This is a genomic window from Agromyces neolithicus, from assembly GCF_039529735.1.
Lineage (GTDB): Bacteria > Actinomycetota > Actinomycetes > Actinomycetales > Microbacteriaceae > Agromyces > Agromyces neolithicus.
Genome location: NZ_BAAANJ010000007.1, coordinates 244,234 through 271,012, shown reverse-complemented (window position 1 = coordinate 271,012; position 26,779 = coordinate 244,234). Strand labels below are relative to the sequence as shown.

Annotated in this window: 27 protein-coding genes; 13 read left to right on the top strand and 14 right to left on the bottom strand. The window is 67.4% G+C overall.

Annotated features, from left to right (window positions below; all coding sequences use genetic code 11):
* On the top strand, window positions 1-641 hold a 641-nt coding region (locus ABD164_RS11590; RefSeq protein ID WP_344296286.1), incomplete at its 5' end, for a serine hydrolase domain-containing protein.
* A 361-nt stretch (window positions 642-1,002) separates the two neighbouring features.
* Here the strand turns inward: ABD164_RS11590 and ABD164_RS11585 are convergent.
* Window positions 1,003-1,818 (bottom strand): MBL fold metallo-hydrolase, encoded by an 816-nt coding sequence (locus ABD164_RS11585; protein WP_344296284.1) that lies wholly within the window; start codon window positions 1,816-1,818, stop codon window positions 1,003-1,005.
* A 2-nt stretch (window positions 1,819-1,820) separates the two neighbouring features.
* Window positions 1,821-2,492 (bottom strand): dihydrofolate reductase family protein, encoded by a 672-nt coding sequence (locus tag ABD164_RS11580; RefSeq protein ID WP_344296283.1) that lies wholly within the window; start codon window positions 2,490-2,492, stop codon window positions 1,821-1,823.
* On the opposite strand from ABD164_RS11580, the gene ABD164_RS11575 reads away from it, so the two are divergent.
* The gene (locus ABD164_RS11575; protein WP_344296281.1) at window positions 2,483-2,980 is read left to right on the top strand and encodes a winged helix-turn-helix transcriptional regulator; all 498 of its coding nucleotides are present in this window, start codon (window positions 2,483-2,485) and stop codon (window positions 2,978-2,980) included. The genes ABD164_RS11580 and ABD164_RS11575 overlap by 10 nt on opposite strands.
* A 69-nt stretch (window positions 2,981-3,049) precedes the next feature.
* Window positions 3,050-4,123 carry an epoxide hydrolase family protein gene (locus tag ABD164_RS11570; RefSeq protein WP_344296280.1) on the top strand — a complete coding sequence of 358 codons (1,074 nt, stop codon included), beginning with the start codon at window positions 3,050-3,052 and terminating at the stop codon, window positions 4,121-4,123.
* A 68-nt stretch (window positions 4,124-4,191) separates the two neighbouring features.
* Here the strand turns inward: ABD164_RS11570 and ABD164_RS11565 are convergent, their stop codons facing one another.
* Both ABD164_RS11565 and ABD164_RS11560 read right to left on the bottom strand, forming a co-directional pair.
* A complete protein-coding gene (locus ABD164_RS11565; RefSeq protein WP_344296278.1) occupies window positions 4,192-4,524 on the bottom strand; it encodes a hypothetical protein in 333 nt (110 codons plus the stop codon).
* A gap of 79 nt (window positions 4,525-4,603) precedes the next feature.
* Complete coding sequence (locus tag ABD164_RS11560) at window positions 4,604-4,789, bottom strand: hypothetical protein (RefSeq protein ID WP_344296276.1); 186 nt, start codon at window positions 4,787-4,789, stop codon at window positions 4,604-4,606.
* A gap of 75 nt (window positions 4,790-4,864) precedes the next feature.
* Between ABD164_RS11560 and ABD164_RS11555 the strand changes: the two genes are divergently transcribed.
* Window positions 4,865-5,626: an SDR family NAD(P)-dependent oxidoreductase gene (locus ABD164_RS11555; RefSeq protein ID WP_344296274.1), complete on the top strand. Its 762-nt coding sequence runs from the start codon at window positions 4,865-4,867 to the stop codon at window positions 5,624-5,626.
* Window positions 5,627-5,628: 2 nt separating this feature from the next.
* On the opposite strand, the gene dhaM is transcribed toward ABD164_RS11555, so the two are convergent.
* From dhaM to dhaK, 3 genes are read right to left on the bottom strand one after another with little or no spacing between them, the layout of a single operon-like run.
* On the bottom strand, window positions 5,629-6,360 hold the full coding sequence (gene dhaM, locus ABD164_RS11550) for a dihydroxyacetone kinase phosphoryl donor subunit DhaM (RefSeq protein ID WP_344296272.1): 732 nt from the start codon (window positions 6,358-6,360) through the stop codon (window positions 5,629-5,631).
* A gap of 1 nt (window position 6,361) precedes the next feature.
* Window positions 6,362-7,009: a dihydroxyacetone kinase subunit DhaL gene (gene dhaL, locus ABD164_RS11545; protein WP_344296270.1), complete on the bottom strand. Its 648-nt coding sequence runs from the start codon at window positions 7,007-7,009 to the stop codon at window positions 6,362-6,364.
* 24 nt (window positions 7,010-7,033) lie between these two features.
* Window positions 7,034-8,035: a dihydroxyacetone kinase subunit DhaK gene (gene dhaK, locus ABD164_RS11540; protein WP_344296268.1), complete on the bottom strand. Its 1,002-nt coding sequence runs from the start codon at window positions 8,033-8,035 to the stop codon at window positions 7,034-7,036.
* Between the two features lie 268 nt (window positions 8,036-8,303).
* On the opposite strand from dhaK, the gene ABD164_RS11535 reads away from it, so the two are divergent.
* Together ABD164_RS11535 and glpK are read left to right on the top strand one after the other, a co-directional pair.
* Entirely contained in the window at window positions 8,304-9,032 is a 729-nt protein-coding gene (locus tag ABD164_RS11535) for an MIP/aquaporin family protein (protein ID WP_425545944.1), read from the top strand.
* Window positions 9,033-9,141: 109 nt separating this feature from the next.
* The gene (gene glpK, locus ABD164_RS11530) at window positions 9,142-10,662 is read left to right on the top strand and encodes a glycerol kinase GlpK (RefSeq protein WP_344296265.1); all 1,521 of its coding nucleotides are present in this window, start codon (window positions 9,142-9,144) and stop codon (window positions 10,660-10,662) included.
* Between the two features lie 93 nt (window positions 10,663-10,755).
* Here the strand turns inward: glpK and trpD are convergent, their stop codons facing one another.
* Window positions 10,756-11,808 carry an anthranilate phosphoribosyltransferase gene (gene trpD, locus ABD164_RS11525; RefSeq protein WP_344296263.1) on the bottom strand — a complete coding sequence of 351 codons (1,053 nt, stop codon included), beginning with the start codon at window positions 11,806-11,808 and terminating at the stop codon, window positions 10,756-10,758.
* Window positions 11,809-11,939: 131 nt separating this feature from the next.
* On the opposite strand from trpD, the gene ctaE reads away from it, so the two are divergent.
* Genes ctaE through ABD164_RS11500 form a run of 5 tightly spaced genes read left to right on the top strand, consistent with a single transcriptional unit; the run spans window position 11,940 to window position 17,024 of the window.
* The gene (gene ctaE, locus ABD164_RS11520) at window positions 11,940-12,578 is read left to right on the top strand and encodes an aa3-type cytochrome oxidase subunit III (protein WP_344296262.1); all 639 of its coding nucleotides are present in this window, start codon (window positions 11,940-11,942) and stop codon (window positions 12,576-12,578) included.
* 52 nt (window positions 12,579-12,630) lie between these two features.
* Window positions 12,631-13,425: a cytochrome bc1 complex diheme cytochrome c subunit gene (qcrC, locus tag ABD164_RS11515; protein ID WP_344296260.1), complete on the top strand. Its 795-nt coding sequence runs from the start codon at window positions 12,631-12,633 to the stop codon at window positions 13,423-13,425.
* Window positions 13,426-13,462: 37 nt separating this feature from the next.
* Window positions 13,463-14,539, top strand: coding sequence for a cytochrome bc1 complex Rieske iron-sulfur subunit (gene qcrA / locus ABD164_RS11510; RefSeq protein WP_344296258.1), 1,077 nt, complete (start codon window positions 13,463-13,465; stop codon window positions 14,537-14,539).
* A complete protein-coding gene (gene qcrB / locus ABD164_RS11505; protein WP_344296257.1) occupies window positions 14,536-16,146 on the top strand; it encodes a cytochrome bc1 complex cytochrome b subunit in 1,611 nt (536 codons plus the stop codon). The genes qcrA and qcrB overlap by 4 nt, the downstream gene beginning before the upstream one ends.
* A 32-nt stretch (window positions 16,147-16,178) precedes the next feature.
* Window positions 16,179-17,024 carry a putative RNA methyltransferase gene (locus ABD164_RS11500; protein WP_344296254.1) on the top strand — a complete coding sequence of 282 codons (846 nt, stop codon included), beginning with the start codon at window positions 16,179-16,181 and terminating at the stop codon, window positions 17,022-17,024.
* Between the two features lie 174 nt (window positions 17,025-17,198).
* On the opposite strand, the gene ABD164_RS11495 is transcribed toward ABD164_RS11500, so the two are convergent.
* The 5 genes from ABD164_RS11495 to ABD164_RS11475 all read right to left on the bottom strand — a co-directional run bounded on the left by ABD164_RS11495 (window position 17,199) and on the right by ABD164_RS11475 (window position 22,332).
* Window positions 17,199-17,621, bottom strand: coding sequence for a cytochrome c oxidase subunit 4 (locus ABD164_RS11495; RefSeq protein ID WP_344296253.1), 423 nt, complete (start codon window positions 17,619-17,621; stop codon window positions 17,199-17,201).
* A complete protein-coding gene (gene ctaD / locus ABD164_RS11490) occupies window positions 17,621-19,357 on the bottom strand; it encodes an aa3-type cytochrome oxidase subunit I (RefSeq protein WP_344296252.1) in 1,737 nt (578 codons plus the stop codon). The genes ABD164_RS11495 and ctaD overlap by 1 nt, the downstream gene beginning before the upstream one ends.
* On the bottom strand, window positions 19,354-20,253 hold the full coding sequence (gene ctaC / locus ABD164_RS11485; RefSeq protein ID WP_344296250.1) for an aa3-type cytochrome oxidase subunit II: 900 nt from the start codon (window positions 20,251-20,253) through the stop codon (window positions 19,354-19,356). Before ctaC ends, ctaD begins: the two co-directional genes overlap by 4 nt.
* Window positions 20,254-20,451: 198 nt before the next feature.
* Complete coding sequence (erpA, locus tag ABD164_RS11480; RefSeq protein ID WP_344296249.1) at window positions 20,452-20,802, bottom strand: iron-sulfur cluster insertion protein ErpA; 351 nt, start codon at window positions 20,800-20,802, stop codon at window positions 20,452-20,454.
* Between the two features lie 81 nt (window positions 20,803-20,883).
* On the bottom strand, window positions 20,884-22,332 hold the full coding sequence (locus ABD164_RS11475) for a dipeptidase (RefSeq protein ID WP_344296248.1): 1,449 nt from the start codon (window positions 22,330-22,332) through the stop codon (window positions 20,884-20,886).
* 38 nt (window positions 22,333-22,370) lie between these two features.
* Here ABD164_RS11475 and ABD164_RS11470 point away from each other — a divergent pair, with 38 nt between their 5' ends.
* Window positions 22,371-22,958 (top strand): DUF3043 domain-containing protein, encoded by a 588-nt coding sequence (locus ABD164_RS11470; protein WP_344296246.1) that lies wholly within the window; start codon window positions 22,371-22,373, stop codon window positions 22,956-22,958.
* Window positions 22,959-23,030: 72 nt separating this feature from the next.
* Here the strand turns inward: ABD164_RS11470 and ABD164_RS11465 are convergent, their stop codons facing one another.
* Window positions 23,031-24,179 (bottom strand): alkaline phosphatase family protein, encoded by a 1,149-nt coding sequence (locus tag ABD164_RS11465; RefSeq protein ID WP_344296244.1) that lies wholly within the window; start codon window positions 24,177-24,179, stop codon window positions 23,031-23,033.
* A gap of 75 nt (window positions 24,180-24,254) precedes the next feature.
* Between ABD164_RS11465 and ABD164_RS11460 the strand changes: the two genes are divergently transcribed.
* On the top strand, window positions 24,255-26,732 hold the full coding sequence (locus tag ABD164_RS11460; RefSeq protein ID WP_344296242.1) for a DNA gyrase/topoisomerase IV subunit A: 2,478 nt from the start codon (window positions 24,255-24,257) through the stop codon (window positions 26,730-26,732).
* Window positions 26,733-26,779: the final 47 nt, after the last annotated feature.

Below are 26,779 nucleotides of genomic sequence, written 5' to 3'. Positions count from 1 at the left end.
GCCACCCGGTCAGCCATGCGCGACCCCGAAACCGCCCGGCGCCTCGCCGGACTTTGAGAAGGCCGTGCCTCATCGCGGCGATCCTCGTCACAGCCACCGGCACACCGCTGCTGGAGTACGCCCGCGCCACGCTGTTCGACCCACTGGGCATCCCGACCCGCCCAGCCCACCAGCCGACGTTCACCGACTGGAACGACCTGACCGACCCTTCGGGCTTCGGGTGGTACATCGACCCCCAAGGCATCAACCTCGGGGGCCTCGGCATCGCGCTGCGCGCGCAGGACATGGCCAAGATCGGCCTGCTCTACCTCAACCACGGAGCCTGGCAGGGCCAGCAGGTCGTCCCCGCCGACTGGGTGAAGGCGGCCACGACCGAACATTTACCCCTCGAGGTCGGCGTCGAGGGCTTCGCTCCAGCCGGTGCGGTCGGCTACGGCTACCTGTGGTGGACCAGCCGCGTCGACGGCGACGCGGCCTACTCGGCCAACGGAAGCTTCGGGCAGAGGATCCTCGTGGTCCCCAACCGCGACCTCGTCGTCGTCACCCAAGCGAACTTCACCTCCACAACGAGCGATTGGGCGCCCGGCGACACCGCCCTCAACGACGCGTTCATCTCCCTCATCGCCCCGGCCCTCAGATGACCGCGCCCAGGGGAGATCGCGGAGCTCGTCGACCAGTTCGGCGCACGGGCCCAGATGGGGAACCGGCGTCCGTCGCGTCACGGTACTCGTCCGTCGGTCGCAACTGGCGCTGTCGGCCCATGTGCAACTGTGGGACAGCCGGACGGTGGTGATTCGCGTATGACCTGCCCACAACGAGGACGACCGGTGAACATGCCCCTCTTACGCTTCAAGTTCGAGCGAGCGTTGTGGAAGTTCGGTTAAGGGACTTCGCCATCAGAGCAGGCATTGCACCCGGCAGGAGACTGGCGACCATACGTCGAGATCGAATATTGCTTCCCACCAACAAGGCACCAAGCGGCGGTGTCCCGCTCCCCGCTGACTAGCCCGGCGTTCCCGTGGCGAGGCGTTGGAGTTGCCATGTGTGCACATCGCTCACCCATTCCCAGCCGGGCTTGGCCGACGGACCGATGCGCGGGTCGCTCGGATCCGTGCCGTCACGCAGGGCGTGCACATACGCCCGATCCTGGTCTATCCGTGCGTGCACCTGGTCACCTCGTCCGACGGACCCGTGGCCCGGGACGACGACATCGACGTCGCCCGCCACTCGCTCGAACAGACGAAGTGCGGCGAGGTAGTCGTCAATCGGATTCGCTGCGCCCGGGTCGAGCATCGGAATCAGGACGTCGGAAAGCATGTCGCCGGCGACGAGAACACCGCTTCCCTCGATCAACAGCGCCGCATGGCCTGGGGCATGCCCTCGATGCTCGATGATGCGCACCTCGGGGCCGTCCCACGGAACCCGGGTCGTTTCGGCGGGCAGACCCGTGATGAGGCCGAGCAGATCCATCGGGATCTCCTCGGCGAACTCCGGCGGTAGTCCCACGGCGACGCGGGCCTCCCAGTCCGGGTTCGACAGCAGATCTCGCAAAGAAGCCGCGCAGCGGGCCGTACCGTAACGGGGCACGTCGCCGAACGCGGGGTGCCAGAGCACGTGGTCCCAATCGGGATGTGTCGAGAAGCCCGCCACGACGGGTGTACCCGACTCGCGAAGGTCGTCGGAGATCGTCGACATCTCGTCGCGCGTGATGCCCGGATCGATGAGCAACACGCCAGCGTTGCCCTCCACGACGATCGCGTTGCTCTGGATGCACTCGCTCTCGTGCACCAGCACACCCTCTGCAACCTGCTTCAGCATGGTCAGCCCTCTCTCGCATCGCGGATGGCGTAATGGTGCATCGTGACGCCCTGCTCGAATGATCGCTGCTCGAGAAGATCGAGTTCGATCGGCATCTCGTAGTCGTCGAAGAGCGGCCTTCCGAAGCCGAGGATCGCGGGATGAGTGGTGAGTAGCAGTTCGTCGAGCAGCCCCGCCCGGAGCAGCTGCGTCGCCAGCGCCGCGCCCCCTACCCCGATGATGCCGTCGGTCTCGGCTCGGAGCGCGGCGAGTTGCTCGATCGCGTCGTCTCCCCCGATGATCCGGGTGTTGTGGTCGGCGCTACGGCGGGTGCGTGAGACGAGCACTTTGGGCTTGGCCGTCCAGATCTCGCCGTACTCACGTATGAAGTCCGGTGCCGACGCGTCCTCATGCGCACGTGGCCAGTACTCCTCCATGATCTCGTAGAAGACCCGTCCGTGGACGATCAGCGCGAGCGCCTGAGTCCGGGCATTGAACTCGCGGTGGAGTTCCTCGCCGATGCGGATCCACTCGCCGGCGCCATCGTCGCCCGGAACTTGCTCGATCCGCAGATCGAGGGACACGTTCACCGCATATACGAAGCGCCCCATCGGCCCCACATCCCAATAGTGATTGCGTTTTGCAACTACTATAGTGAGCAGAAGATCGCTGTCAAGGAGGAATCGTGGAACCACGCTCCGGGTGTCCGATCAACGCCGCCATCGAGGTGCTCGGAGATCGTTGGTCATTGCTCGTGCTTCGCGACGTCATCTTCAGTGACCGCCGCTACTTCCGGGCGCTGCTCACCGGGTCGATCGAGGGCATCGCCTCGAACATTCTCGCCGACCGCCTCAAGCGGCTCATCGACGCAGGGGTGCTCAGCCGAGGCGGCACCGTGGTTCGCGGGCAGCGCGCTCGCTTCAGCCTGACCGAAGCCGGCATCCAGACTCTGCCGATCATCTACGCCCTGGGCAACTGGGGCCTCGACTGGCGTTCTGGCAGCGACGAACTCCGGGCCCGGCAGCAATTCATGCGCGATGAGGGTCCGACGTTCATCGAGGAACTCATGGACGAACTGCGCGTCCGCCACCTCGGCGCCCTGCCGAAGCCGCGCAGCGGACCAAGCCCGCTCGAGCGCCTCGATGCCGTCTACGCCGCGGCATCCGACCCGACATCGCCGTGACGCCGCGGCTGGCCGGCGCAATCGCGGTGGAGCGCGCGGCCGGCCCGGTGACGCCGCTACCGTCGTGTCATGGAACCCTTCAGGATCTCTGTCGCGCAGGACGTGCTCGATGATCTGCGGACTCGCCTCGTACGCACGCGATTCACTGCACCGAGTGCGCCCGGCTGGGACGCCGGCGCCGATCCCGACTACCTGCGATCACTCGTCGACTACTGGGCGAACGGTTTCGACTGGCGGGCTGCTGAGATGCGCCTCAACGCCTACCCGCAGTTCACCGATCGCGGGCAGCACTTCGTGCACGTGCGCCGCGATGCGAGCCGCCCGCCCGTGCTGCTGGCTCACGGGTGGCCGAGCAGCTTCATCGAGATGCTGCCGCTCACCGACCTGCTCGAGGTCGACGTCGTCGTGCCGTCGCTGCCGGGGTTCCTCTTCTCAGCCCTCCCCGACCGCCCGCTCACGCGCGCGGCCATCGCCGAGACCTTCCATACGCTCATGACCGAGACCCTCGGCTACGAACGCTACTTCGCGTTCGGCGGCGACATCGGGGGTGCGGCATCCGGTTGGCTCGCGACGATGTATCCGCATGAGGTCGCCGGCCTTCATGTCATCCACGGGCCGTTCCCCGCCGACTTCGACGCTGCTCCGATCACACCCGAGGAACAGGCCTTCCTCGACGCCGAAGAGCGATACGACGAGTGGGACTCGGGCTACAGCTGGATCATGAGCACGCGTCCCGATACGATCGCGGCTGCCCTGGCCGACTCCCCCGCCGGCCTCGCCGCCTGGATCATCGACAAGTACCGCGACTGGAGCGACTGCGGCGGCGACCTCGAATCCCGCTTCGACCGCGACACCCTGTGCACGATCCTCACCCTGTACTGGGCGACCGAGTCGATCGGCACATCCTTCCGCCAGTACCTCGACTACCCGCTCAACACGCCACGCCCGCAGATCACCGTGCCTGTCGCCGTCACGCAGAGTCACGAACCCGGCATCGAGAATTTCCCGCGCTCCATCGCGCATCGCGCAGCCAGCGACATCCGTCAGTATTCGGTACCGGGGCGCGGCGGTCACTTCCTCGCGTTCGAGGAGCCGCGACTCATCGCCGACGAACTCCGCGCGTTCATGCAGGCGGTCGACTGACGCGACCGACCGCCGGGCGCACCACTCCCCCGCCGACGCGCCTCGCGGTCGGCCCTGAGATCACCTGCTCAGCTCGCCCCGTGGCGTTCTTCGTACTTCTCGAGACGTCGGCCACTTGCCGGCATGCCGAGTTCTCCGTACGGACCGGCGACTTCATGTTCAGGCAGTCGCTCGTCGGTCGGACAGATCAGTACCGTGTTCGATGACGATCGGTCGAACGTATGTTCGAACATGGCGTGACCGCATACCGGGCACGCCTCCTCGCCGGTCGGACCACGCAACGGTTCATCATCGGCCGTGATCGGAGGGGCGCCGAAAATCGGCTCCAGCGCCTCGTCGACCTTCTCGAAGAAATGCGTGAACGCGTTACCTGTGGGGCGGCTCGCCGCGTCGCGTGCCATGGAGCCGATGGTACGCCCAAATCATCGGGCGAGGCCAGAGGGTGTTCCCGGAGATCGGCGTGGAGCAGGGTCGCGCCGATCACTCCTTCGGGTCACCCGTCGCGTCACCCTTCGGGTCGCTCTTCGGGTCGGCCACCCGCGGCGGGCCCTCGGGGTCGATGGCGCCGCCCTCGTTCACCCAGTCGGCGATCTCGGCGGCGTCTTCGGGCGTCATCGGGCGGCGCTTGCTGAAGATCGACTTCACCTTCTCCGTGAACTTCGACATGACCGCACCATACTTGCGATTCGAGCCGAACGCGACCTCTCGGCACCGCCTCGCGCACGCGCATATGGTGGAACCATGACGGATGTCCCAACACGGCCGGTCACCATCATCACCGGCGCCAGCCGCGGCATCGGCGCGGCGATCGCCGAGCGCCTCGCGGCCGACGGCCACGATCTCGTGCTCACCTACCGCGACCGCGCCGACGACGCGGACTCCGTCGCACGCAGGTGCGCGTCATCCGGCGCTCGCGTGCTCGTGCTGAAGGTCGACCTCGCCGACCTCGAGGCGACGGCGACGGTCGTGCCTGCGGCGATCGCGAAGTTCGGACGGGTCACCGGGCTCGTGAACAATGCCGGCATCACCGGCAAGATCGGGGGCTTCCTCGACGCGTCGCTCGACGAGTCCGAAGAGCTGTTCAGGGTCAACGTGCTCGCTCCGATCGTGCTCACTCGCGCGGCGATCGCACACATGGCGACCGACCGCGGTGGGGCCGGCGGCTCGATCGTGAACATCTCGTCGGGCGCCGCCCGCAGTGGAGCCCCGAACACCTATATCCCCTATGCCATGAGCAAGGCCGCCCTGAACGCACTCACGACGGGCGCCTCGAAGGAGTTCGGCCCGGTCGGCGTGCGGGTCAACACCGTCTCACCCGGCACCACTCGCACCGAGATCCATGCGGCCGCCGGCCGACCCGACGCCCCCGACGAGCGCGCTCCCGGAATCCCGATGCGCCGTCCTGGCGAGCCGCACGAGATCGCGGGCGCGGTGGCGTACCTCTTCTCTGCCGATGCGAGCTACACCTCGGGAGCCGACATCCGCGTCGCCGGCGGCAACTGAGCTCAGTTCTCGCCGAACCCCGAGGCGGCGAGTTCGGCGATCGCGTCGACGGCCGTCGCTCCCTCGGGATCGCTGGACGCGATCTCGACCTGTGCACCTTTCGTCAGTCCGAGCGACATGATGCCGAGCAGGCTCTTGGCGTCGGCGCCGTTCACCGTCACGCGTTGGGGGAAGGTCGCCGCGAGCTTCACGAGCTCCGCCGCGGGCCGGGCGTGCAGGCCGTCGTCGTTCACGAGGGTCACAGTGCGCGAATGACCGGATGACCCTGCCGCGTGTTCGCCGTCGGGGAGCGGCTGCGCTCCCCCGGCTTCGTCTGAAGCGGGTTCGACCGGGCGGGCGGAACCGCCCCGCGCCGATTCCGCGGCCGCGATGACCTCACTGAGGGGATCGCCGCTCTCTGCGGCGACCGCCGCGGCGACGCCGCCCTCGACGATCGGCGCGTCGACGATGTGAACACGCGCCCGTACATCGTCGTCGAGGAAGTCGAGGGCCGTCTCGGCGGTGAGGATCGCAGACCCGAGGTCGCAGAGCACGACGACGCCGTCGCCCGCGTCTGCCTCGGCGATGCCGGCACTCACGAGATCGAAGCTCGTGCCGATGCGCCCGTCGTCGGTGCCGCCCGCCGCAACGAGTGCCGCCGTCGGCGCCATCTGGCGCGCGAGCGCCACGAGCCCGCGAGCGATGTCGACGGAGTGCGAGACGAAGACCAGACCGACTTTGCCGGGGGTGCCCACCTCACACTCCCGCGGCCGCTTGGGCCACGTCGGCTGCGGCCCGAAGCAGCAGCGCACTCGATTGCGCACCCGGGTCGCGATGCCCGGCAGAGCGCTCGCCGAGGTAGCTGGCGCGACCCTTACGCGCAACGAGCGGCTCGGTCGCCACGGCGCCGGCCTCGGCCGCCGCAGCCGCGGCGTCGAGCACCGCGGCCGCGCCGGCCCCAGCGGCCGCCTGCTGCGCCGCAGCATCGACCGCGGGCGTCCAAGCATCGATCATCGTCTTGTCGCCCGGCTCGGCTTTGCCACGCGTGACGACGCCGTCGCGGGCGGCCTCGAGGATCGTCGCGATGGCCGGCCCATCGAGCGACACCGCTCCCCCGGCCGCAACGGCCCCCTTGAGGTATGCCGTGCCGTAGAGCGGGCCGGCGGCACCGCCGACCGTCGAGATGAGTGTCGTCGCCACGAGCTTCAGCACATCGCCGGGCGTGGAGCCTGCCGGCAGGTCGTCGAGCTTCGGCAGCACAGCCTGGAAGCCGCGGTCCATGTTCTCGCCGTGATCGCCGTCGCCGATCTCACGGTCGAGCGTGATGAGCTCGACCCGGTGCTCGGCGATGACGTCGGCGCTGCGTCTGACCCAGTCGACCGCCCAGGTGATGTCCAGTCCCACAGAGACTCCTCCCTCGTTCCAGGCCTATCGACCCCATCGCAGTGCAGCGGTCTGCACCGGGGCGTCCCAGAGTTCGATCATCTCGTCATCGATCTTCAGCAGGGTGATCGACATGCCCTGCATCTCGAGCGACGTGATGTAGTTGCCGACGAGCGACCGGGCGACCTCGATGCCGCGGTCGGCGAGCAACGATGCGGCGTGGCCGTAGGCGAGGTAGAGCTCGACGAGCGGCGTGCCGCCCATGCCGTTCACGAACAGCAGCGTGCGCTCGCCGGACGCGTACGGAAGGTCTTCGAGGATCGGGTCGAGCAGCCGTTCGACCAGGCGATCGGCCGGTTCGAGCTTGACACGCTCGCGACCCGGCTCCCCGTGGATGCCGATGCCGATCTCGATCTCGTCTTCGGCCAGCGTGAAGCTCGGCTCGCCGGCGTGCGGCACGATGCACGGGGTGAGCGCAAGCCCCATCGACCGCGCGTTGGCGTTCACCCGTTCGGCGATCGCGGCGACCTCGTCGAGCGAGTCGCCGCGCTCGGCTGCGGCACCGGCGATCTTCTCGACGAGCACCGTACCCGCGACACCACGTCGCCCTGCCGTGTAGAGGGAGTCCTTGACGGCGACATCGTCATTCGTCACGACCGCGCGCACCTCGATGCCGTCGGCCGCTGCCAGGTCGGCCGCGGTCTCGAAGTTGAGCACGTCCCCGGTGTAGTTCTTGACGATATGCAGCACCCCTGCCCCGCCATCGACGGCCTTCGTCGCCGCCAGGATGGGGTCGGGCGTCGGCGAGGTGAACACGGCACCGGGCACCGCTGCGTCGAGCATTCCGAATCCCACGAATCCCGCGTGCAGCGGCTCATGCCCGCTGCCACCGCCGCTGACCAGTCCGACCTTTCCGGCGATCGGCGCGTCGGCACGAACGACGTGGATGGGGTCGAACTCGACGCGCACGATGTCGGCATGCGCCCTGCCGAACCCGGCGACCGACTCGTCCACGACTCGCTTGGGATCGTTGATGATCTTCTTCACGGGCATCCCTTTCGCTTCGGCTGCCGGATGCCGTGCGTCCGTGCATCGACCCCCGACGCAGCACTCCCAGTCAACCTACGCCCGCGCGACAGGCGAGCGTAAGGGCAGAGCGGGAATTGCAGCGAGCCCTTTCGCCTGTAGGGCCGCTGTGAGTATCGTGATCAGTGTTCCGCCCCTGGGCGAGGCCCACCGGGCTCAGCGAAAAGGATGGAAGGTCAACGTGGACAATCTCGGAGTATTGTTCCTCAGCGAACTCGTCGGTACGGCGATGCTGGTGCTCCTCGGCTGCGGCGTGGTGGCGAACGTCGCGCTCGCCAAGACGAAGGGCTTCAACGGCGGGTTCCTCATGGTGACGTTCGGCTGGGGCTTCGCGGTCTTCGCCGGCGTCATCGTCGCGTACGCGTCGGGTGCCCACATCAACCCGGCGGTCACGCTCGGCCTGGTCGCGAACGGCGCCACCGAGTTCGGCAACGCGGGCCTCGGACTCACGGTGCCGGTCGACCCCCTGTCGGTCTCGGCCTACATCGGCGCCCAGCTCATCGGTGCCATCATCGGCGCGGTCATCGTGTGGCTCGCCTACAAGCAGCACTTCGACGCCGAGCCCGACCCGGCGCCCAAGCTGGGCACGTTCTCGACCGGCCCCGGCATCCGCAACTACGGCTGGAACCTCGTGACCGAGATCATCGGCACCTTCGTACTGGTCTTCGTCGTCATCGGCTTCGGCGGGGGGCGCCAGGGAGACGGCGGGCTCGCCGCGCTCGGTGCGTTGCCCGTGGCGCTGCTCGTCATCGGTATCGGCGTCTCGCTCGGTGGCCCGACCGGCTATGCGATCAACCCCGCGCGCGACCTCGGTCCTCGCATCGCGCACGCCTTCCTCCCGATCAAGGGCAAGGGCGCCAGCGACTGGTCGTATTCGTGGGTTCCTGTCGTCGGCCCGATCCTCGGCGGGCTGATCGCCGGATGGTCGGCCATCTGGCTGCTTCCGATCATCACCTGAGCTTCCGGCGGGCCGGTCCGGCTGGGCCGGCCCGATTCGTTTCCGCACGAGTTCGTGCGCTCGCCGGCAGGCACGCCGACGGGACATCCGCAAACATTGAGAGGAAGTCATGGCCGACTACGTACTCGCCATCGATCAAGGTACGACGAGTTCGCGCGCGATCATCTTCGACAAGGGCGGCTCGATCATCTCGACCGGCCAGCTCGAGCACGAACAGATCTTCCCGAAGCCCGGATGGGTCGAGCACGACCCGCTCGAGATCTGGCACAACGTGAGCGAGGTGATCGGCCAGGCACTCGGCAAGGCGCACCTGACCCGCCACGACATCGCGGCGATCGGCATCACCAACCAGCGTGAGACGGCCGTGGTCTGGGACAAGAACACCGGTCAGCCGATCTACAACGCGATCGTCTGGCAGGACACACGCACCCAGCCGATCGTCGACCGACTCGCCGCCGACGGCGGCGTCGAGCGCTTCAAGCAGCAGGTCGGCCTGCCGCTCGCAACCTATTTCTCGGGAACGAAGATCGTCTGGATCCTCGAGAACGTCGAGGGCGCACGCGAGAAGGCCGAGGCCGGCGACCTGATCTTCGGCAACACCGACACGTGGGTGCTCTGGAACCTCACGGGCGGCGTCGACGGCGGCGTGCACGCGACCGACGTCACGAACGCCAGCCGCACGATGTTCATGGACCTCGAGACGCTCTCGTGGGACGACGACATCCTCGCCGCGTTCGATGTGCCCAAGTCGATGCTGCCTGCGATCAAGCCCTCGTCGGGTGTGTTCGGCGTCGCCCATTCCTCGAGCCTCGTGCGAGAGGTGCCGATCGCCGGCGACCTCGGTGACCAGCAGGCCGCCACGTTCGGCCAGGCCGCATACGATCCGGGCGAGTCGAAGAACACCTACGGCACGGGCAACTTCCTCATCTTCAATACCGGTGAAGAGATCGTGCACTCCAAGAACGGGCTGCTGACGACGCTCGGCTACCAGATCGGCGACGAGAAGCCGCACTATGCGCTCGAGGGGTCGATCGCGGTCACGGGTTCGCTCGTGCAGTGGCTTCGCGACAACCTCGGCATCATCTCGAGCGCTCCCGAGATCGAGGAGCTCGCCAAGACGGTCGACGACAATGGCGGTGCATACTTCGTGCCGGCGTTCTCGGGTCTGTTCGCCCCGTACTGGCGGCCCGACGCACGCGGCGCGCTCGTGGGCCTCACGCGGTACGTCAACAAAGGACACATCGCCCGGGCGGCCCTCGAGGCGACCGCGTTCCAGACGCGCGAGGTGCTCGATGCGGTCAACGCCGACTCCGGTGTCGACCTCACCGAGCTGAAGGTCGACGGCGGCATGATCGCGAACAACACGCTCATGCAGTTCCAGGCCGACATCCTCGGGGTCCCGGTCGTGCGACCGGTCGTCGCCGAGACGACCGCGCTCGGCGCCGCGTACGCGGCCGGCCTCGCCGTCGGGTTCTGGAGCGACCTCGACGACCTGCGCAAGAACTGGCAGGAGGACTCCCGCTGGGAGCCGCAGATGGACGACGCGGAACGCGAGCGCCAGCTCCGCAACTGGAAGAAGGCCGTCACGAAGACCTTCGACTGGGTCGACGACGACGTGTCGCACGAATGACCTGAGTGACGCGAACGGCCCCGCGGCGATTTCGTCCGCGGGGCCGTTCGCGTTCCCGGACGGGCGCCGCCTTCGGGACTCGGAAGAGCTACGTCAGAGCCTGGTTGCCGCGATCCACTGCTCGAGCTTCTGCGCGGCGGCGCCGCTGTCGATCGTCGCCTCGGCGACCGCCATCTTCTCGCGGAATCGTTCGAGGATCGGTCGCTGGAACTGGCCGGGATCTTTCGCGAGCTCGAACGAGACGAGCCCAGCGGCGGCGTTGAGCACGACGATGTCCCGAACCGGTCCGCGGGTGCCCGCGAGCACCTCGTGCACGACCGCAGCGTTGTGGGCAGCGTCGCCGCCCTTCAACTGGTCGATCGTGGTGCGGGCGATGCCGAGTTCGCGCGGATCGAGGTCGTGTTCTTTCACCGTGCCGCCCGACACCTCCCAGACGTGGCTGTGCCCGGTGGTCGTGAGCTCGTCGAGTCCGTCGTCGCCGCGGAACACCAGCGCGGTCGCGCCGCGCGTCTGGAACACGCCGACGATCAAGGGCACCCGGTCGAGGTGCGCGACGCCGACGGCGGATGCCTCGGGCCGAGCCGGATTGCAGAGCGGGCCGAGGTAGTTGAACACAGTGGGCACGCCGAGTTGCGCGCGCACGGCACCTGCGTGCCGGAAGCCGGGATGGAAGGCGCCCGCGAATGCGAACGTGATGCCCGCTTCGTCGAGCACGGCGCCGACGCGCTCTGCGGGCAGCGCAAGGTCGAGTCCCAGCGCCGCGAGCACATCGGATGACCCCGACGCCGAGCTCGCGGCCTTGTTGCCGTGCTTGATGACAGGAACGCCCGAGGCCGCGGCCACGATCGAGGCCATCGTCGACACGTTCACCGTGCCGAACCGGTCGCCCCCGGTGCCGACGATGTCGAGCGCCATGGGATCGACGGGCAGTTCGACCGCGTGCTCGAGCACCGCGTCGCGGAAACCGACGATCTCGTCGACCGTCTCGCCCTTGACGCGCAGCATCACGAGGAATGCCGCGAGCTGGGCGTCGGTCACCGCACCGGTCATGACCTGTTCCATGCACCATGCCGCGTCGGACACGCTCAGGTCTTCACCCTCGAGCAGGGCGTTCAAGATCTCGGGCCAGTTCTGTCGCGGATGCATGATTCGATCCTAATGTTCGGAATTCACGGCGGATTCTCGGGCATCGCGCAGGCCGGCTTAGGGTTCCCTTACCTCTCGACGGCGACACGATCCCCTGTGTTGACGAAACCTCGCCCCTGTTTTCAGCCATAATGGGGAGCGTGACGAGCACCTCTATGACTTATCAGGCGAGCGCGCCGGTGATCAACCGCCCCAATACCGTTGCGGTGGGAACGATCGTCTGGCTCGGCAGCGAGGTCATGTTCTTCGCCGGCCTCTTCGCCATCTACTTCACGCTTCGGTCGACCTCCCCCGAACTTTGGACGTTCGAAGCCGGCCGGCTCAACGTGCCGTTCGCGCTGGTCAACACGATCATCCTCGTGCTCTCGTCGGTCACGTGTCAGTTCGGGGTGTTCGCCGCCGAGCGACTGCAGCCGTACGCCACCGGCTGGAAGCCGACGCAATGGGGCGTCACCGAGTGGTTCTTCCTCACCTACGGCATGGGCGCCGTCTTCGTCGCGGGTCAGGTCTGGGAGTACGCGACACTCGTCTCCGAGGGCATCGCGCTCGACTCGAACGCCTACGGGTCGGCGTTCTACCTCACCACGGGCTTCCACGCCCTGCACGTCACCGGCGGGCTCATCGCCTTCCTGTTCGTGATCGGCCGCGTGTTCGCGGTCAAGAACTTCGGCCACCGCGAAGCGACCAGCGCCATCGCCATCTCGTACTACTGGCACTTCGTCGACGTCGTGTGGATCGGCCTCTTCCTCGTCATCTACGTACTCAAGTAAGCAAGCCGGTCTCGAACGTCAACATCGCATGCCCGTGAATAGGAAGAACCATATGACCCGCACGAAGCGACGCGCCGGACGCCGGCATCCGCTCGCCACCGTCGCGCTGCTCGCGCTCGGCCTCGTCTTCACCGGGGGCGCATACGCGGCACTCAGCTCGGGAACCGTCGCGCAGGCCGAGGTCGACCCGAACTCGCAGCAGACCATCGAAGAGGGCAAGAAGCTCTTCCAGGCCAACTGCGCGACCTGCCACGGCCTCGAGGCCCAGGGCACGGCCAACGGGCCCAGTCTCATCGGTGTGGGTGCCGCCTCGGTCGACTTCCAGGTCGGAACAGGCCGCATGCCCATGCAGATGCAGGGCCCGCAGGCTCAAGAGAAGCCCGTGCAGTTCACCGACGACCAGGTCAAGCAGCTCGCCTACTTCGTCGCTTCGCTCGGCCCCGGCCCCGACATCCCCGCCGACCACCTCGTCAACGGCGGCGGCGACGCGGCGAACGGTGCCGAACTGTTCCGCATCAACTGCGCAATGTGCCACAACGTGGCGGGCGCCGGCGGCGCGCTCACCGAGGGCAAGTTCGCACCTGCGCTGACCGACGTCTCGGGCGTGCACATCTACGAGGCCATGGTCACCGGCCCGCAGAACATGCCCGTGTTCAACGACCTCAACATCTCGCCCGAAGACAAGCGCGATGTCATCACCTACCTCAAGTACCTGCAAGACAACCGCTCCCCCGGCGGTTTCGAACTCGGCTCGTTGGGGCCGGTAGCCGAGGGCTTGTTCATCTGGATCTTCGGTCTCGGCTCGATCGTCGCGATCACCGTGTGGATCACGGCGAAGTCCAACTAGCGCACGCCCGGCACCGAAGCACCTAAGAAGGAGAACCATGGCCCAGGACGACCACAGCGGCACTGAGCTCGCCGCTGCCGACTCGTCGCACGCCGAGCACGACTTCGCCGGCTCGACCGGCACGGCGGTCATTCCCCACGACGCGTTCGAGAACCCCGGTTTCGAGCCGCACCGCCCGCGGGTCACCGACGAGGACACCGGTCGCGAGAAGCGTGCGCAGCGCACCGTCTATACGCTCTTCTACCTGTCGATCCTCGGCAGCGTCTGGGCGATCGCGGCGTACATGCTCTTCCCGATCGAGTCGAACGACGTCGGCGCCGTACGGCTGAACAACATGTTCATCGGTCTCGGCGCGACCCTTGCCCTGCTCGGCATCGGCTTCGGTGCGGTGCACTGGGCCAAGTCCCTGATGACTTCCGACGAGGCCATCGACATCCGCCACCCGATCGGCGGCAGCGAGGCCACGCAGCAAGGCGCGGTCGAGGTGTTCCGGGTGGCCGACGAGGAGTCCGGTTTCTCCCGCCGCACGGTCATCCGCAACAGCCTCATCGGTGCGCTCCTCGTGTTTCCGCTGCCCGCCGTCGTGCTCTTCCGCGGTCTCGCGCCGCAAGACCAGATCCCGGTCGAACTGCTCAGCCACACGATGTGGGCCAAGGGAACGCGCCTCACGCTCGACCCGTCGGGTGCCCCCATCCGCGCCGCAGACGTCACCATCGGCAGCGCCTTCCATGTCATCCCCGAAGGCCTCGTCGACCTCGAGCACGGCAGGCTCGAAGAGAAGGCCAAGGCTGCGGTGCTGCTCATGCGCCTCGACCCGAGCGAGCTCAACCAGGCTCCCGACCGCGAATCGTGGTCGTACGACGGCATCGTCGCCTACTCGAAGATCTGCACGCACGTCGGTTGCCCCGTCGCGCTCTACGAGCAGCACACGCACCACCTGCTCTGCCCCTGTCACCAGTCGCAGTTCGATGTGGCCAACCACTGCGAGGTCATCTTCGGACCGGCCAAGCGCCCGCTGCCACAGCTGCCCATCGCCGTCGATGACGAGGGCTACCTCATCGCGCAGAGCGACTTCACCGAACCCGTCGGCCCGAGCTTCTGGGAGCGTCATTGAGCACCGCAACCACCCGATCGACAGCACCTGCCAAACGCTCCTTCACGGCCGGCGCGTCCGAGTACCTCAATGACCGCACCGGCATCGCGGTTGCGATCAAGGGCCTGGGCCGCAAGGCCTTCCCCGACCACTGGTCGTTCCTGCTCGGCGAGGTCGCCCTGTTCAGCTTCATCGTCGTACTCGTCTCAGGCACATTCCTGACGTTCTTCTTCCAGGCGTCGATGGCCGAGGTGCACTACGACGGCTCCTACGTGCCGCTCAAGGGTGTCGAGATGTCTGTCGCGATGGCGTCGACACTCGACATCTCGTTCGACATCCGTGGCGGGCTCTTCGTGCGGCAGATGCACCACTGGGCAGCGCTGCTGTTCGTCGCCGCCATCGGACTGCACATGCTGCGAGTGTTCTTCACGGGCGCGTTCCGCAAGCCTCGTGAGATCAACTGGGTGTTCGGCTTCACGCTCTTCATCCTCGCGATGGCCGAGGGCTTCACCGGCTACTCGCTTCCCGATGACCTGCTGTCGGGCAACGGCCTTCGCATCATCGACGGCATGGTCAAGGGCATTCCGCTCATCGGCACGTGGACTTCGTTCCTCATCTTCGGCGGTGAGTTCCCCGGAACAGAGATCGTCGGCCGTCTCTACACCCTGCACATCCTGCTGTTGCCGGCGCTCGTCGTTGCGCTGATCGCGGTCCACGTCGGCTACGTGTTCATCCACAAGCACACCCAGTTCGCCGGCCCCGGCCGTGAGCCGACGAACTCGGTCGGCCCGCCCATCCTGCCGATCTATGCGGCGAAGGCCGGCGGTTTCGTGTTCCTCATCTGGGGTGTGATCGCTCTGATCGCGGCACTCTTCACGATCAATCCGATCTGGAACTACGGCCCGTACGACCCGTCGCCCGTCTCGGCGGGCACGCAGCCCGACTGGTACATCGGTTTCGCCGACGGTGCCCTGCGTCTCATCCCGCCGGGTTGGGAATTCGTCTGGCTCGACCGCACCTGGTCGTTCAACATCCTCGTGCCACTCATCGGCATCGGCGTCTTCATCGTGCTCGTGCTGATCTACCCGTTCATCGAAGCGTGGATCAAGGGCGACAAGCGCGAGCACCACATCGCCGACCGTCCGCGCAACGCGCCGACCCGCACCGCGATCGGTGCCGCGGGTGTCACGTTCTACGCAGGCCTCTGGGCTGCGGCGAGTTCCGACATCTTGGCGACGCACTTCTCGCTCACGATGGAGGGCGTGATCCACGCACTCCAGGCGGTCGTCATCATCGGTCCGTTCATCGCCTACTTCGTCACGAAGCGCGTCTGCCTCGCACTGCAGAAGAAGGACCGCGAGATCGTGCTGCACGGCTACGAGTCGGGTCGCATCGTCAAGCTGCCCGGCGGCGAGTTCATCGAGGTGCATCAGCCCCTCGACGAGTACGAGCGCTGGCGTCTCGTGAGCTTCGAGAGCTACCAACCGCTCATGATCCGCCCGAACGCACGCGGCAAGATCACGACGGGCCAGCGCGTGCGAGCTTGGTTCTCGCGGTGGTTCTTCGAGGACCGCATCGCGCCGGTCACGAAGGGCGAACTCGAGTCCGGCCACGACGGCCACCACTGACGACAACCGCACGCAACGTCGGGCACCGAACCATGTCGATCGATTCGACCTGGCTTCGGTGCCCGAACTGCTTTCTCGACCTCGCCCCGGTCGACACGAACGTGTTCGGCTGCGCTGCAGGTCACCGATTCGACCGAGCGAAGCACGGATACCTGACCCTCCTTCCCCCGAAAGCTCCCCGCACCGTGGGCGACGATCGCGAGATGCTGCACGCGCGTGACGCATTGCTCGCGAGCGGCGCGTTTGCGCCGATCGCAGCGGCGGTCACTGACGCTGTCGTGACGCACCCAGCGATCGGCAGCGAGACTTCACTTCGCGTCGCCGACTTCGGATGCGGCACCGGCTACTACGCCGCTGCGCTCTCGCGAGCGACACCCGACTCTGCGTTCCTGCTCGCCGACCGCTCGCCTGACGCGGTCCGCATGAGCCTGCGTGCGCTCCCGCGAGCAACCGGCGTGGTAATCGACCTCTGGCGCCCACTCCCCCTGCGCGATGCCGTCGTCGACGTCGCACTCAACGTCTTCGCGCCTCGCAACGCGAGCGAATTCGCGCGAGTCCTCAGTCCGCACGGCCTGTTGCTCGTCGTAGTACCGACCGACGCACACCTGCAGGAACTTCGTCGCTCCGGCGCCCTCCTCGACGTTCCGACGGGCAAGTCCGATCGTGTGGCCGAGCAACTCCATGAGGCGGGGCTCGTATTGCAGACGAGCACCGCGGTCGAGTACAGGTTCCGGGCCGGATCTGCGATTCGCGCCCTCCTCGCGGGCATGGGTCCATCGGCACACCACGGCGACAGCCTCACACCGAGCGGTTCGGCTGCCAACGAGGCATCCGAGCTAACCGTCTCAGTCGACGTCTTGACGTTCGCGCTCGCATAGCCCCCCGCGCATCATCAGTCGCGTCGACCGGGGCCGCTGACGCCACGGTGCTCACGTCAGCGGCGGTCTAGGTTCACCGCACGCACGCACGTGAGCGAGCGGGTTCGCTCGCGTCGAGCCAACGAACGAGGGCCCAGCGCGATGCGCCGGACCCTCGTTCGTGAAGCATTGCTGCTACCGTGCGAAGTTGCCCCGGTAGTATTCGTAGACCCAGCCGGCGAGGAAGATCAGCGCGATCGGCGCGGCGAAGAATGCGAGCCAGAATCCGATCGCGATGCCGAGGAAGGTCAACGCGATCGCGGCCGCGAGCAGCACCGGCCACCAGCTCCAGGGGCTGAAGAACCCGAGCTCGGCGTCACCGTCGTCGATGTTCGCGTCGAGCCGGTCTTCGGGAAGCTCGGCGCCCTGGGCTTTGTGCACCCGGCCGAGGTAGAACGCGATGAACGCCGAGAGCACGGCTGCCAGCGAAACGGCGACGGTGCCCGCCCACTCGATGCCGGGGTCACCCTGATCGACCCACGTCCAGTAGGCGTAGATGACCGCGACGATCGCGAAGAAGCCCGTCAGGATCCAGAAGAGGTTGACGTTGGCGCGCATTACTTGATCTCCTCGCTGGCAGCGTCGTACGTCGGCGATTGCGGGGCATCTTTGGCCGGACCGATGCCGACGGGGATTCCCGCTTCAGGGTGGTTGAGGTCGAACGCCGGGCGCTCGGAGCGGATGCGCGGAATCGACGTGAAGTTGTGTCGCGGCGGGGGGCAGCTCGTAGCCCACTCGAGCGAACCTCCGTAGCCCCAGGGGTCGTTCACCGTGACCTTCGGTGAGCGACGAGCCGTGATATAGACGTTCAGGAAGAACGGGATCAACGAGACCGCGAGAATACCCGCGCCGAAGGTCGAAAGCTGATTCATCCACGTGATGTTGTCTTCTGGCAGGTACGAGTAGTACCGACGAGGCATGGCGACGACGCCCAGCCAGTGCTGCACGAGGAACGTGGTGTGGAAGCCGATGAAGAGCAGCCAGAAGTGCCACTTGCCGAGACGCTCGTTGAGGAGTTTGCCGGTCCACTTGGGCCACCAGAAGTAGAAGCCGGCGAACATCGCGAACACGACGGTTCCGAAGACGACGTAGTGGAAGTGTGCAACGACGAAGTACGTGTCGGAGACGTGGAAGTCGAGCGGCGGCGACGCGAGGATGACGCCCGTGAGGCCACCGAACACGAACGTGACGAGGAAGCCGAGCGACCAGAGGATCGGTGTCTCGAAGGTGATCGAGCCACGCCACATCGTGCCGATCCAGTTGAAGATCTTCACACCGGTCGGCACCGCGATGAGCATCGTCATGAGCGCGAAGAACGGCAGCAACACCGAGCCCGTCACGTACATGTGGTGCGCCCACACGGTGACCGAGAGCGCAGCGATCGCGATCGTCGCGTAGATCAGGGTCTTGTAGCCGAAGATCGGCTTGCGGCTGAAGACGGGGAAGATCTCGGACACGATGCCGAAGAACGGCAGGGCGATGATGTAGACCTCGGGATGGCCGAAGAACCAGAACAGGTGCTGCCAGAGGATGACACCACCGTTGGCCGGATCGTAGATGTGCGCGCCGAACACGCGGTCGGCGGCAGCGGCGAGCAGAGCAGCCGCGAGCACCGGGAAGGCCATCAGAACCAGGATCGACGTGACGAGCGTGTTCCAGGTGAAGATCGGCATGCGGAACATGGTCATGCCGGGCGCGCGCATCGTGATGATGGTCGTGATGAAGTTCACGCCACCGAGGATGGTTCCGAAACCCGAGAGTCCGAGCCCGAGCATCCAGAGGTTGCCGCCGACTCCGGGCGAGAACGTCGTCGATGCCAGTGGCTGGTAGGCGAACCAACCGAACGAGGCTGCCCCCTGCGGGGTGAAGAACCCGGCCACGGCGATGAGCGAGCCGAAGTTGAAGAACCAGTACGAGAGCGCATTGAGGCGCGGGAACGCCACGTCGGGTGCGCCGATCTGAATCGGCATCAGCGTGTTCGCGAACCCGAAGAACAGCGGCGTCGCGAACATCAGCAGCATGATCGTGCCGTGCATGGTGAACAGCTGGTTGTACTGCTCGCGTGTCTGCACGATCTCGAGGCCGGGCTCGAAGAGCTGGGCGCGGATGATCAGGGCCATCACGCCGCCGACACAGAAGTAGATGAAGGACGTGATCAGGTAGAGGTACCCGATGACCTTGTGGTCGGTGGAGGTGATCCACCGCACGAGGACGTTGCCCTTGCGCTCGACCTTGGGGGTGCCGAACGGAAGGCCGGTCGACTGCGGCCGAGCCGGTGCGGACGTGGTGCTCATTCAGCCTGCTCCTCTTGCAGTTCGGGCTCGCCCGTGCCGGGCAGGTTCTGGTTGCGGTCGTACTCCGCCGACAACTGGCCCTCTTGTCCGAGGTCGCGCAGCGAGTCGATGTACTGCTCGTACTCGGACTGAGAGACGACCTCGACGTTGAAGAGCATGAGCGAGTGGTACTCGCCGCACAGCTCGGCGCACTTGCCGGCATAGGTGCCCTCGCGCTCGGGCACGATGGACATGTAGTTCGTCTTGCCGGGGAACATGTCTTTCTTGTAGAGGAAGTCGACGACCCAGAACGAGTGGATCACGTCGCGGGACTGGAGTTCGATCTCGACGTTGGCGCCGACCGGGAGAACCAGGGTGGGCAGCTCGGACTCGACGATCGACCCTGCGGGACCCTCTTCGTCGAGCTGCGCCTGGATGCCCGGCGAGTAGACGTCTTCCTTGACGTAGTTGAAGTCCCATGCCCATTGCTTGGCGATGACCTCGACCTGCACGTCGACCTCGTCGGCGGCGAACCGCTCTTCGATGATGGCCTGGTCGCGAGCGGTGAAGGCGAAGAAGCCGAGCACGAGAATCAGCGGCACGACCGTGTAGAAGATCTCGATCGGCATGTTGTACCGCATCTGCACCGGCAGGCCCGTCTGGCCCTTGCGGCGGCGGTAGGCGATGACGGCCCAGATCGTGAGGCCCCAGGTGATGATGCCGACGATGAGCAGCACGATCCACGAGGTCACCCAGAGACCCGAGACGCGCTCGGTGTGATTCGTGACCGGCGCCTCGCCCTCGACGAAGCCGGGGAGGAATCCGTTCAGCTGTGCCTGCGTGCAACCAGCGAGCACGAGGCTGAGAACCGCTGCAATCGGAACAGCAGCCCATCGGAGACGGCGATTGTGGCGCACCAGTGACCTTTCGGGAGACTCGAAGGCGCTTCACAGTGAAGCGCGGCGATCGATCATCAGCCTACTCCGCCTTGGCGCGTGTGGTGTGCACCGAGCGCCGGTGTCGGGCGTGGCGGTCGACGGAACCGCAGTTCGACGGCGGAAACGCCGAAGGGAGGCCGCGACTCGCGGCCTCCCTTCGGGGAAATGGTGTATGGCTCAGTGGAACGAGTCACCGCACGCACAGCTGCCCTGCGCGTTGGGGTTGTCGATCGTGAAGCCCTGCTTCTGGATCGTGTCTTCGAAATCGATCGACGCTCCGTCGAGGTAGGGAACGCTCATCTTGTCGACGACGACCTCGACACCCGAGTAGTCGACGACGGCGTCGCCGTCGAGCAGACGCTCGTCGAAGTAGAGCTGGTAGATCAGCCCAGAGCACCCACCGGGCTGGACGGCGACACGCAGACGCAGGTCGTCGCGCCCCTCTTGCTCGAGGAGGTTGCGCACCTTGTCGGCGGCGGGGTCGCTCAGCTTCACGCCGTGCGCGGTCTCGGTGATCGTGTCGCTCATGTCTCTCCTCGGTGCGTCAGGAACGCGGGAATCGCTGGTTCCATGGTAACCGCCGTTTCTGCGTGTGGGCCCGGCTCCCGCTCAGGATTCCGAAACGCGTGCGTCGAGTCGCGCGAGAAACAGCGCTTCGGCGAGCACCGCGCGCTTGAACACCCCGAGGTGAAGCGACTCGTTGGGGCTGTGCGCGCGCGAGTCGGGATCCTCGACGCCGGTCACGAGGATCTGCGCGTCGGGGAACTCGTCGACCAGCTCGGCGATGAACGGGATCGATCCACCGATGCCGACCTCGAGGGGCGCCTTTCCCCAGGCGTCGGTCATCGCCGCCCGCGTCTCGGCGACGGCCCAGCCGCTCGTATCGACGAGGAACGGCTGCCCCGTGTCGACGTCGTCGAACGTCAGACGCGCCCCGAACGGCGCGTTCTCCTCGAGGTGCGCACGGATCGCGGCGAACGCCTCGTCGGCGTCCTGCCCGGGCGCGATGCGGGCACTGATCCGCACGCGCGTGCCCGGAATGAGCGTGTTCGATGCGTTCGCGATGTCGGGCGCGTCGATGCCGGTGACGGTGATGGCGGGCTGCGCCCAGATGCGCGAGAGGATCGTGCCGCGACCGATGGGCGTCACGCCGTCGAGCAATCCGGCCTCGGCGCGCAGCTGCTGCTCGTCGTAGTCGGGCGTCTCGAGGCTCGCACTCGTCAGGCCCTCGACCGCGACCGAGCCCTCGGCGTCCCAGAGTGTGTCGAGCAGCCGAACGGTCGCGAGCATCGCATCGGGCGCCGCTCCCCCGAACATGCCGGAGTGCGAGGCGTGCGCGAGTGTGTCGACCCGCATGTTGAAGGCCACTGCTCCGCGCAGCGCCACCGTGATCGCCGGTGTCTCGATGTCCCAGTTCGACGAGTCCGCGACGACGATCGCGTCGGCGGCCAACAGGTCGCGGTTCTCGTGCAGGAAGTTCGCGAACGACTGCGACAGGTACTCCTCTTCGCCCTCGATGAACAGCGAGATGCCGAGGTCGAAGTCGGCGCCGAGCACCTCGGTCAGCGCGCGGATCGCGCCGACGTGCGCCATGACGCCCGCCTTGTCGTCGGCGGCACCGCGACCGTAGAGGCGGTCGCCGCGCTGCGTCGGCTCGAACGGCGTGGAGTCCCAGTCCTCGTCGCGCCCGGGCGGCTGCACGTCGTGGTGGGCGTACAGCAGCACGGTGGGGCGCCCATTGCGCGCCGCGCGATGCGCGACGACCGCGGGAAGGCCCAGCTCCGGGTCATCCGTTCGCCCCTCGACGCCGCCGACGGGCGCCCGCCGCACGTCGACGAGATCGAAGACCCCCAGACCGCGCACCAGTTCGGCGACGGCGTCGGCCGAACGCGCCACGTTCGCCGGGTCGAACGCTGGCCACGAGACCGAGGGGATCTTCACGAGGTGTGCGAGGTCGGCGATGGTCAAGGGGAAACCGGACTCGACGGCGCTGCGGAACGCCTCGATACGAGGGTCGGCGTCGCCTGATGCGGATCGGGTGAGGAGGGGCTCGGTCATGCCGGTAATCTTAAGGGGAACCGATTCGAGGAATCCCCGTGGCCAAGCAACCCGACAGCACCGACCGCCCGAGCGCCGAGACGCTCGATGAGACCCAGGCTCGCCTGAAGAACGGCACGAAGGGTGCGCCCACCCCCAGCCGTGCAGCACAAGAGGCCGCCCGCAAGCGTCCGCTCGTGCCCGACGACCGCAAAGAGGCGGCGAAGCAGGCTCGTGCCAGGGCGGCCGAGTCGCGCGAGAAGGCCCGCGTCGGCATGGCCATGGGCGAAGAGAAGTACCTTCCGATGCGCGACCGCGGGCCGCAGAAGAAGTACGTGCGCGACTACATCGACGCCCGATTCAGCGTCGGCGAGGTGCTGATCCCCGTCATGTTCGCGGTCATCGTGCTCACGTTCATCCCGTCGCCCGAGGTGCAGTACGCCGGAATCCTCGCGCTCTGGGCGTTCTTCGCGATCGCCGTCATCGACGTCGTCGTGCTCGGCTTCATCCTCAACAAGAAGCTCGCGGCCAAGTTCGGCGCCGACAAGGTCGAGAAGGTGCGCTGGTACGCCGCGATGCGCGCGTTGCAGCTGCGTCCGCTGCGCCTGCCCAAGCCCCAGGTCAAGCGCGGCCAGTACCCCTCCTGACCCGCGGCTGCGCGCGTCGATCGGTCGCATCGCGTCGTCGATCGATGTTTCGGATGCCCCGTGGCAGGGGTGTCACCGTCGCGCGTAGACACCCGCGCGAATGAGCGGCACACGGGTCTCGTCGTCGCTCAGCGACCCGTGCTGGCCGATCATCGATTCGGCCTGGCGGTTCGGTTCGCGACGGTCGTAGTACGCGACGCCCGCTCGCGCTGCCACGATCAGGTCGCCGATGCGAGGACGCACCTCGGGGTCGACCGCACCATAGAGCCCCTGCGCGATCGCCTCGTCGCGGGTGAGCACCCACGCACGCTCGCCCTCGGCCTCCCGCCACTGCTCGACGAGCTCGGCCCGCCCCGCTTCGTCGAGACCAGGCTCGAAGTACAGCGAGAGGCACCGCGGCTCGCCGCCGACATGGCGTACCCCCTCGACGAGGGCGGGCTGCGAATCGATGAAGCGGTGGCGATGCGCCGGCACGTCGATGACGCCGTGGTCGGCGGTCACGAGCAGGCCCGAGCCACGGGGCATCCGCTCATCGAATGCCGCGATCTCGGCGTCGAGCTGTTCGAGGATGCCGAGCCATCGGTCGGACTGCCAACCGTGCGCGTGGGCCGCCTGGTCGAGCTCGGGGACGTAGAGGTAGACGAGGGCCGGATCTGCCTGCGCCAGCACGCGAAGCGTCTCGGTGAACCGGTCGGCGATGGTGGCGCCCGAGCGGAACTCGGCGCCGCGCAGCACCGCGTGCGTGAAGCCGGAGTCGGCGTAACGCGGGGCACCGACGGCGAAGGTCGCGGTGCCCCGCTCGCGCGCCTGCTCGAAGAGCGTCGGCGCTCGCTGCCACGATTCGGGTCGCATGCCGTCGTCCCACCCGTTGAGCTGGTTCACGAGGCGGTCGCCGGGCGCGTCGAGCACGCGATAGCCGACGAGTCCGTGCTCGCCCGGCATGCGACCGGTCGTGAGGGTCGCGAGGGCGGCCGCCGTCGTCGACGGGAACACCGTGCGAATGACGTCGCGCTTCGCGAGCCGAGAGGCGAGGTAGCGAGCATGGCCCGCACGCTGCTGGATGTTGGCCGCGCCGAGACCATCGGCGAGCACCACCACGGTGCTGCGCACCGGGGGCAGTTCGAGCGGGTTGGGCTCGCCCCACATGCTTGCCAACGAACTGTCGAGCACCGCGGCAAGCCGCCCGGCGCTGTCGGCGGGCACCGGTAGCATTGCAGGCATCGCGCCCAGTCTGGCACAGGCCGGGCGCGCCCCGGTTCCACCGCGTGCCCCGCACGCCCGCAGCAGAGAACACCGATGCCCCGAGCCAAGAACCCGCCCGCAGACGAACCGATCGTCGAACGCATCGAAGACGTCGACGTCGCCACCGAGATGCAGGGCTCGTTCCTCGAGTACGCCTACTCGGTCATCTACTCGCGGGCGCTGCCCGATGCTCGCGACGGCCTCAAGCCCGTGCAGCGGCGCATCCTCTACCAGATGACCGAGATGGGGCTGCGGCCCGACCGCGGCCACGTGAAGTCCGCGCGTGTCGTCGGCGAGGTCATGGGCAAGCTGCACCCCCACGGCGACACCGCGATCTACGACGCCCTCGTGCGCATGGCGCAGGCGTTCACGCTGCGCGTGCCGCTCATCGACGGGCATGGCAATTTCGGTTCGCTCGACGACGGCCCCGCGGCCGCGCGCTACACAGAGGCGCGCCTGGCCGCGCCCGCGCTGGCGATGAGCGAGGGGCTCGACGAAGATGTCGTCGACTTCGTGCCGAACTACGACAACCAGCTCACCCAGCCCGAGGTGCTGCCGGCCGCCTACCCGAACCTGCTCGTGAACGGCGCGAGCGGCATCGCCGTCGGCATGGCCACGAACATGGCGCCGCACAACCTCATCGAGGTGGTCGGCGCGGCCCGGCACCTCATCGCCCACCCGAACGCGACGCTCGACGAGCTCATGGAGTTCGTCCCCGGGCCCGACCTGCCCACCGGCGGCACCATCGTCGGGCTCGCGGGCATCAAAGACGCCTACGCAACCGGCCGGGGTGCCTTCAAGACCCGTGCCAAGGTGCGCGTCGAGAACATCACGGCCCGCAAGACCGGGCTCGTCGTCACCGAGCTGCCCTACCTCGTCGGCCCCGAGAAGGTCATCGAGAAGATCAAAGACGGCGTCAACGCCAAGAAGATCAGCGGCATCTCCGACGTCACCGACCTCACCGACCGCACCAACGGGCTGCGCCTGGTCATCGGCATCAAGACCGGGTTCAGCCCCGACGCCGTGCTCGAGCAGCTCTACCGACTGACCCCGCTCGAAGATTCCTTCAACATCAACAACGTCGCCCTCGTCGACGGCGGGCCGCAGACCCTGGGGCTGCGCGAGCTGTTGCAGGTCTACGTCGGGCATCGCATCTCGGTCGTCACCCGCCGCTCCGAATACCGGCTCGCACGCCGTCGTGAGCGGCTGCACCTCGTCGACGGCCTGCTCATCGCGATCCTCGACATCGATGAGGTCATTCAGCTCATCCGTGGCTCCGACGACACGGCCGCCGCCCGCCGCCGCCTGATCGAGGTGTTCGACCTCAGCCAGGTGCAGGCCGAGTACATCCTCGAGCTGCAGCTGCGCCGGCTCACGAAGTTCTCGCGCCTCGAACTCGAGGCCGAACGCGACAAGCTGCGCGCCGAGATCGACGAGCTCGAGGCGCTGCTCGCCAGCCGCCACCGCATCGAGACCCTCGTCTCCGACGAACTCGCCGAGGTCGCCGAGCGATTCGGCACGCCTCGTCGCACGCTGCTGACCGATGCCCGGCCGTCGATCACCGGCGCTGCGGCCAAGCGGGCGGCTGCCGCCGCCCTCGAGGTGGCGGATGTGCCGTGCCGCGTGTTCCTCTCGGTCACGGGCCGCATCGCCCGCGTCGATCTTCCTGAGGGCCCCGAGGGCGCCCCGAGCATCACGATGCCCGCCCGTCGCAGCAAGCACGACGCCGTCCTGTCGGTGCTCGACACGACGAGCCGGGCAGAGATCGGGGCGGTCACCAGCCTCGGCCGACTCATCAGGTTCACCCCGGTCGACCTGCCGATGCTGCCGCCCACGTCGGTGCAGCTCGGTGCCGGAGTGCGCGTGGGCGACTATCTCGCGCTGCCCAATCGCGACGAGAAGGTGCTCGCGCTCGTCTCGCTCACGAGCGACCGTTCGATCGCCATCGGAACCAAGCAGGGCGTCGTCAAGCGCGTGTCGACCGGCGGCTATCCGAACAAGCCCGAGTTCGAGGTCATCGGTCTGAAGGCCGGCGACGAGGTCGTCGGCGCCGTGCAGGGCGACGAGACCGACGAACTCGTGTTCGTCGCCTCCGATGCGCAGCTGCTGCGATTCCCGGCCGCAGCGGTGCGTCCGCAGGGGTGCCCGGCCGGTGGCATGGCCGGTGTCAATCTCGGCGGCGGCGCCCACGTGATCCACTTCACGAGCGTGCCACGCACCGACGCAGGCGATGCCGTCGTGGTCACGATCGCCGCGAGCAGCGACACCCTGCTGGGTACCGACCCCGGCAGTGCGAAGGTGAGCGAGTTCGCCGAGTTCCCGGCGAAGGGCCGGGCCACGGGTGGTGTGCGCGCACAGCGATTCCTGAAGGGCGAAGACGCACTGCACCTTGCCTGGGTCGGCCGCTCCCCCGCGCTCGCAGTCGGCACCGACGGCTCCGTGCGGCAGCTGCCCGATGTCGGGGCGAAGCGCGACGCGTCGGGTCAGGCGCTCGACGCGGTCGTCGCGGCGGTGGGCGCCCAGATCGGCTGATCGCCGGGCGCGTTGCACGCAAGGTGCGGCCTATCGATTCGGCCGGT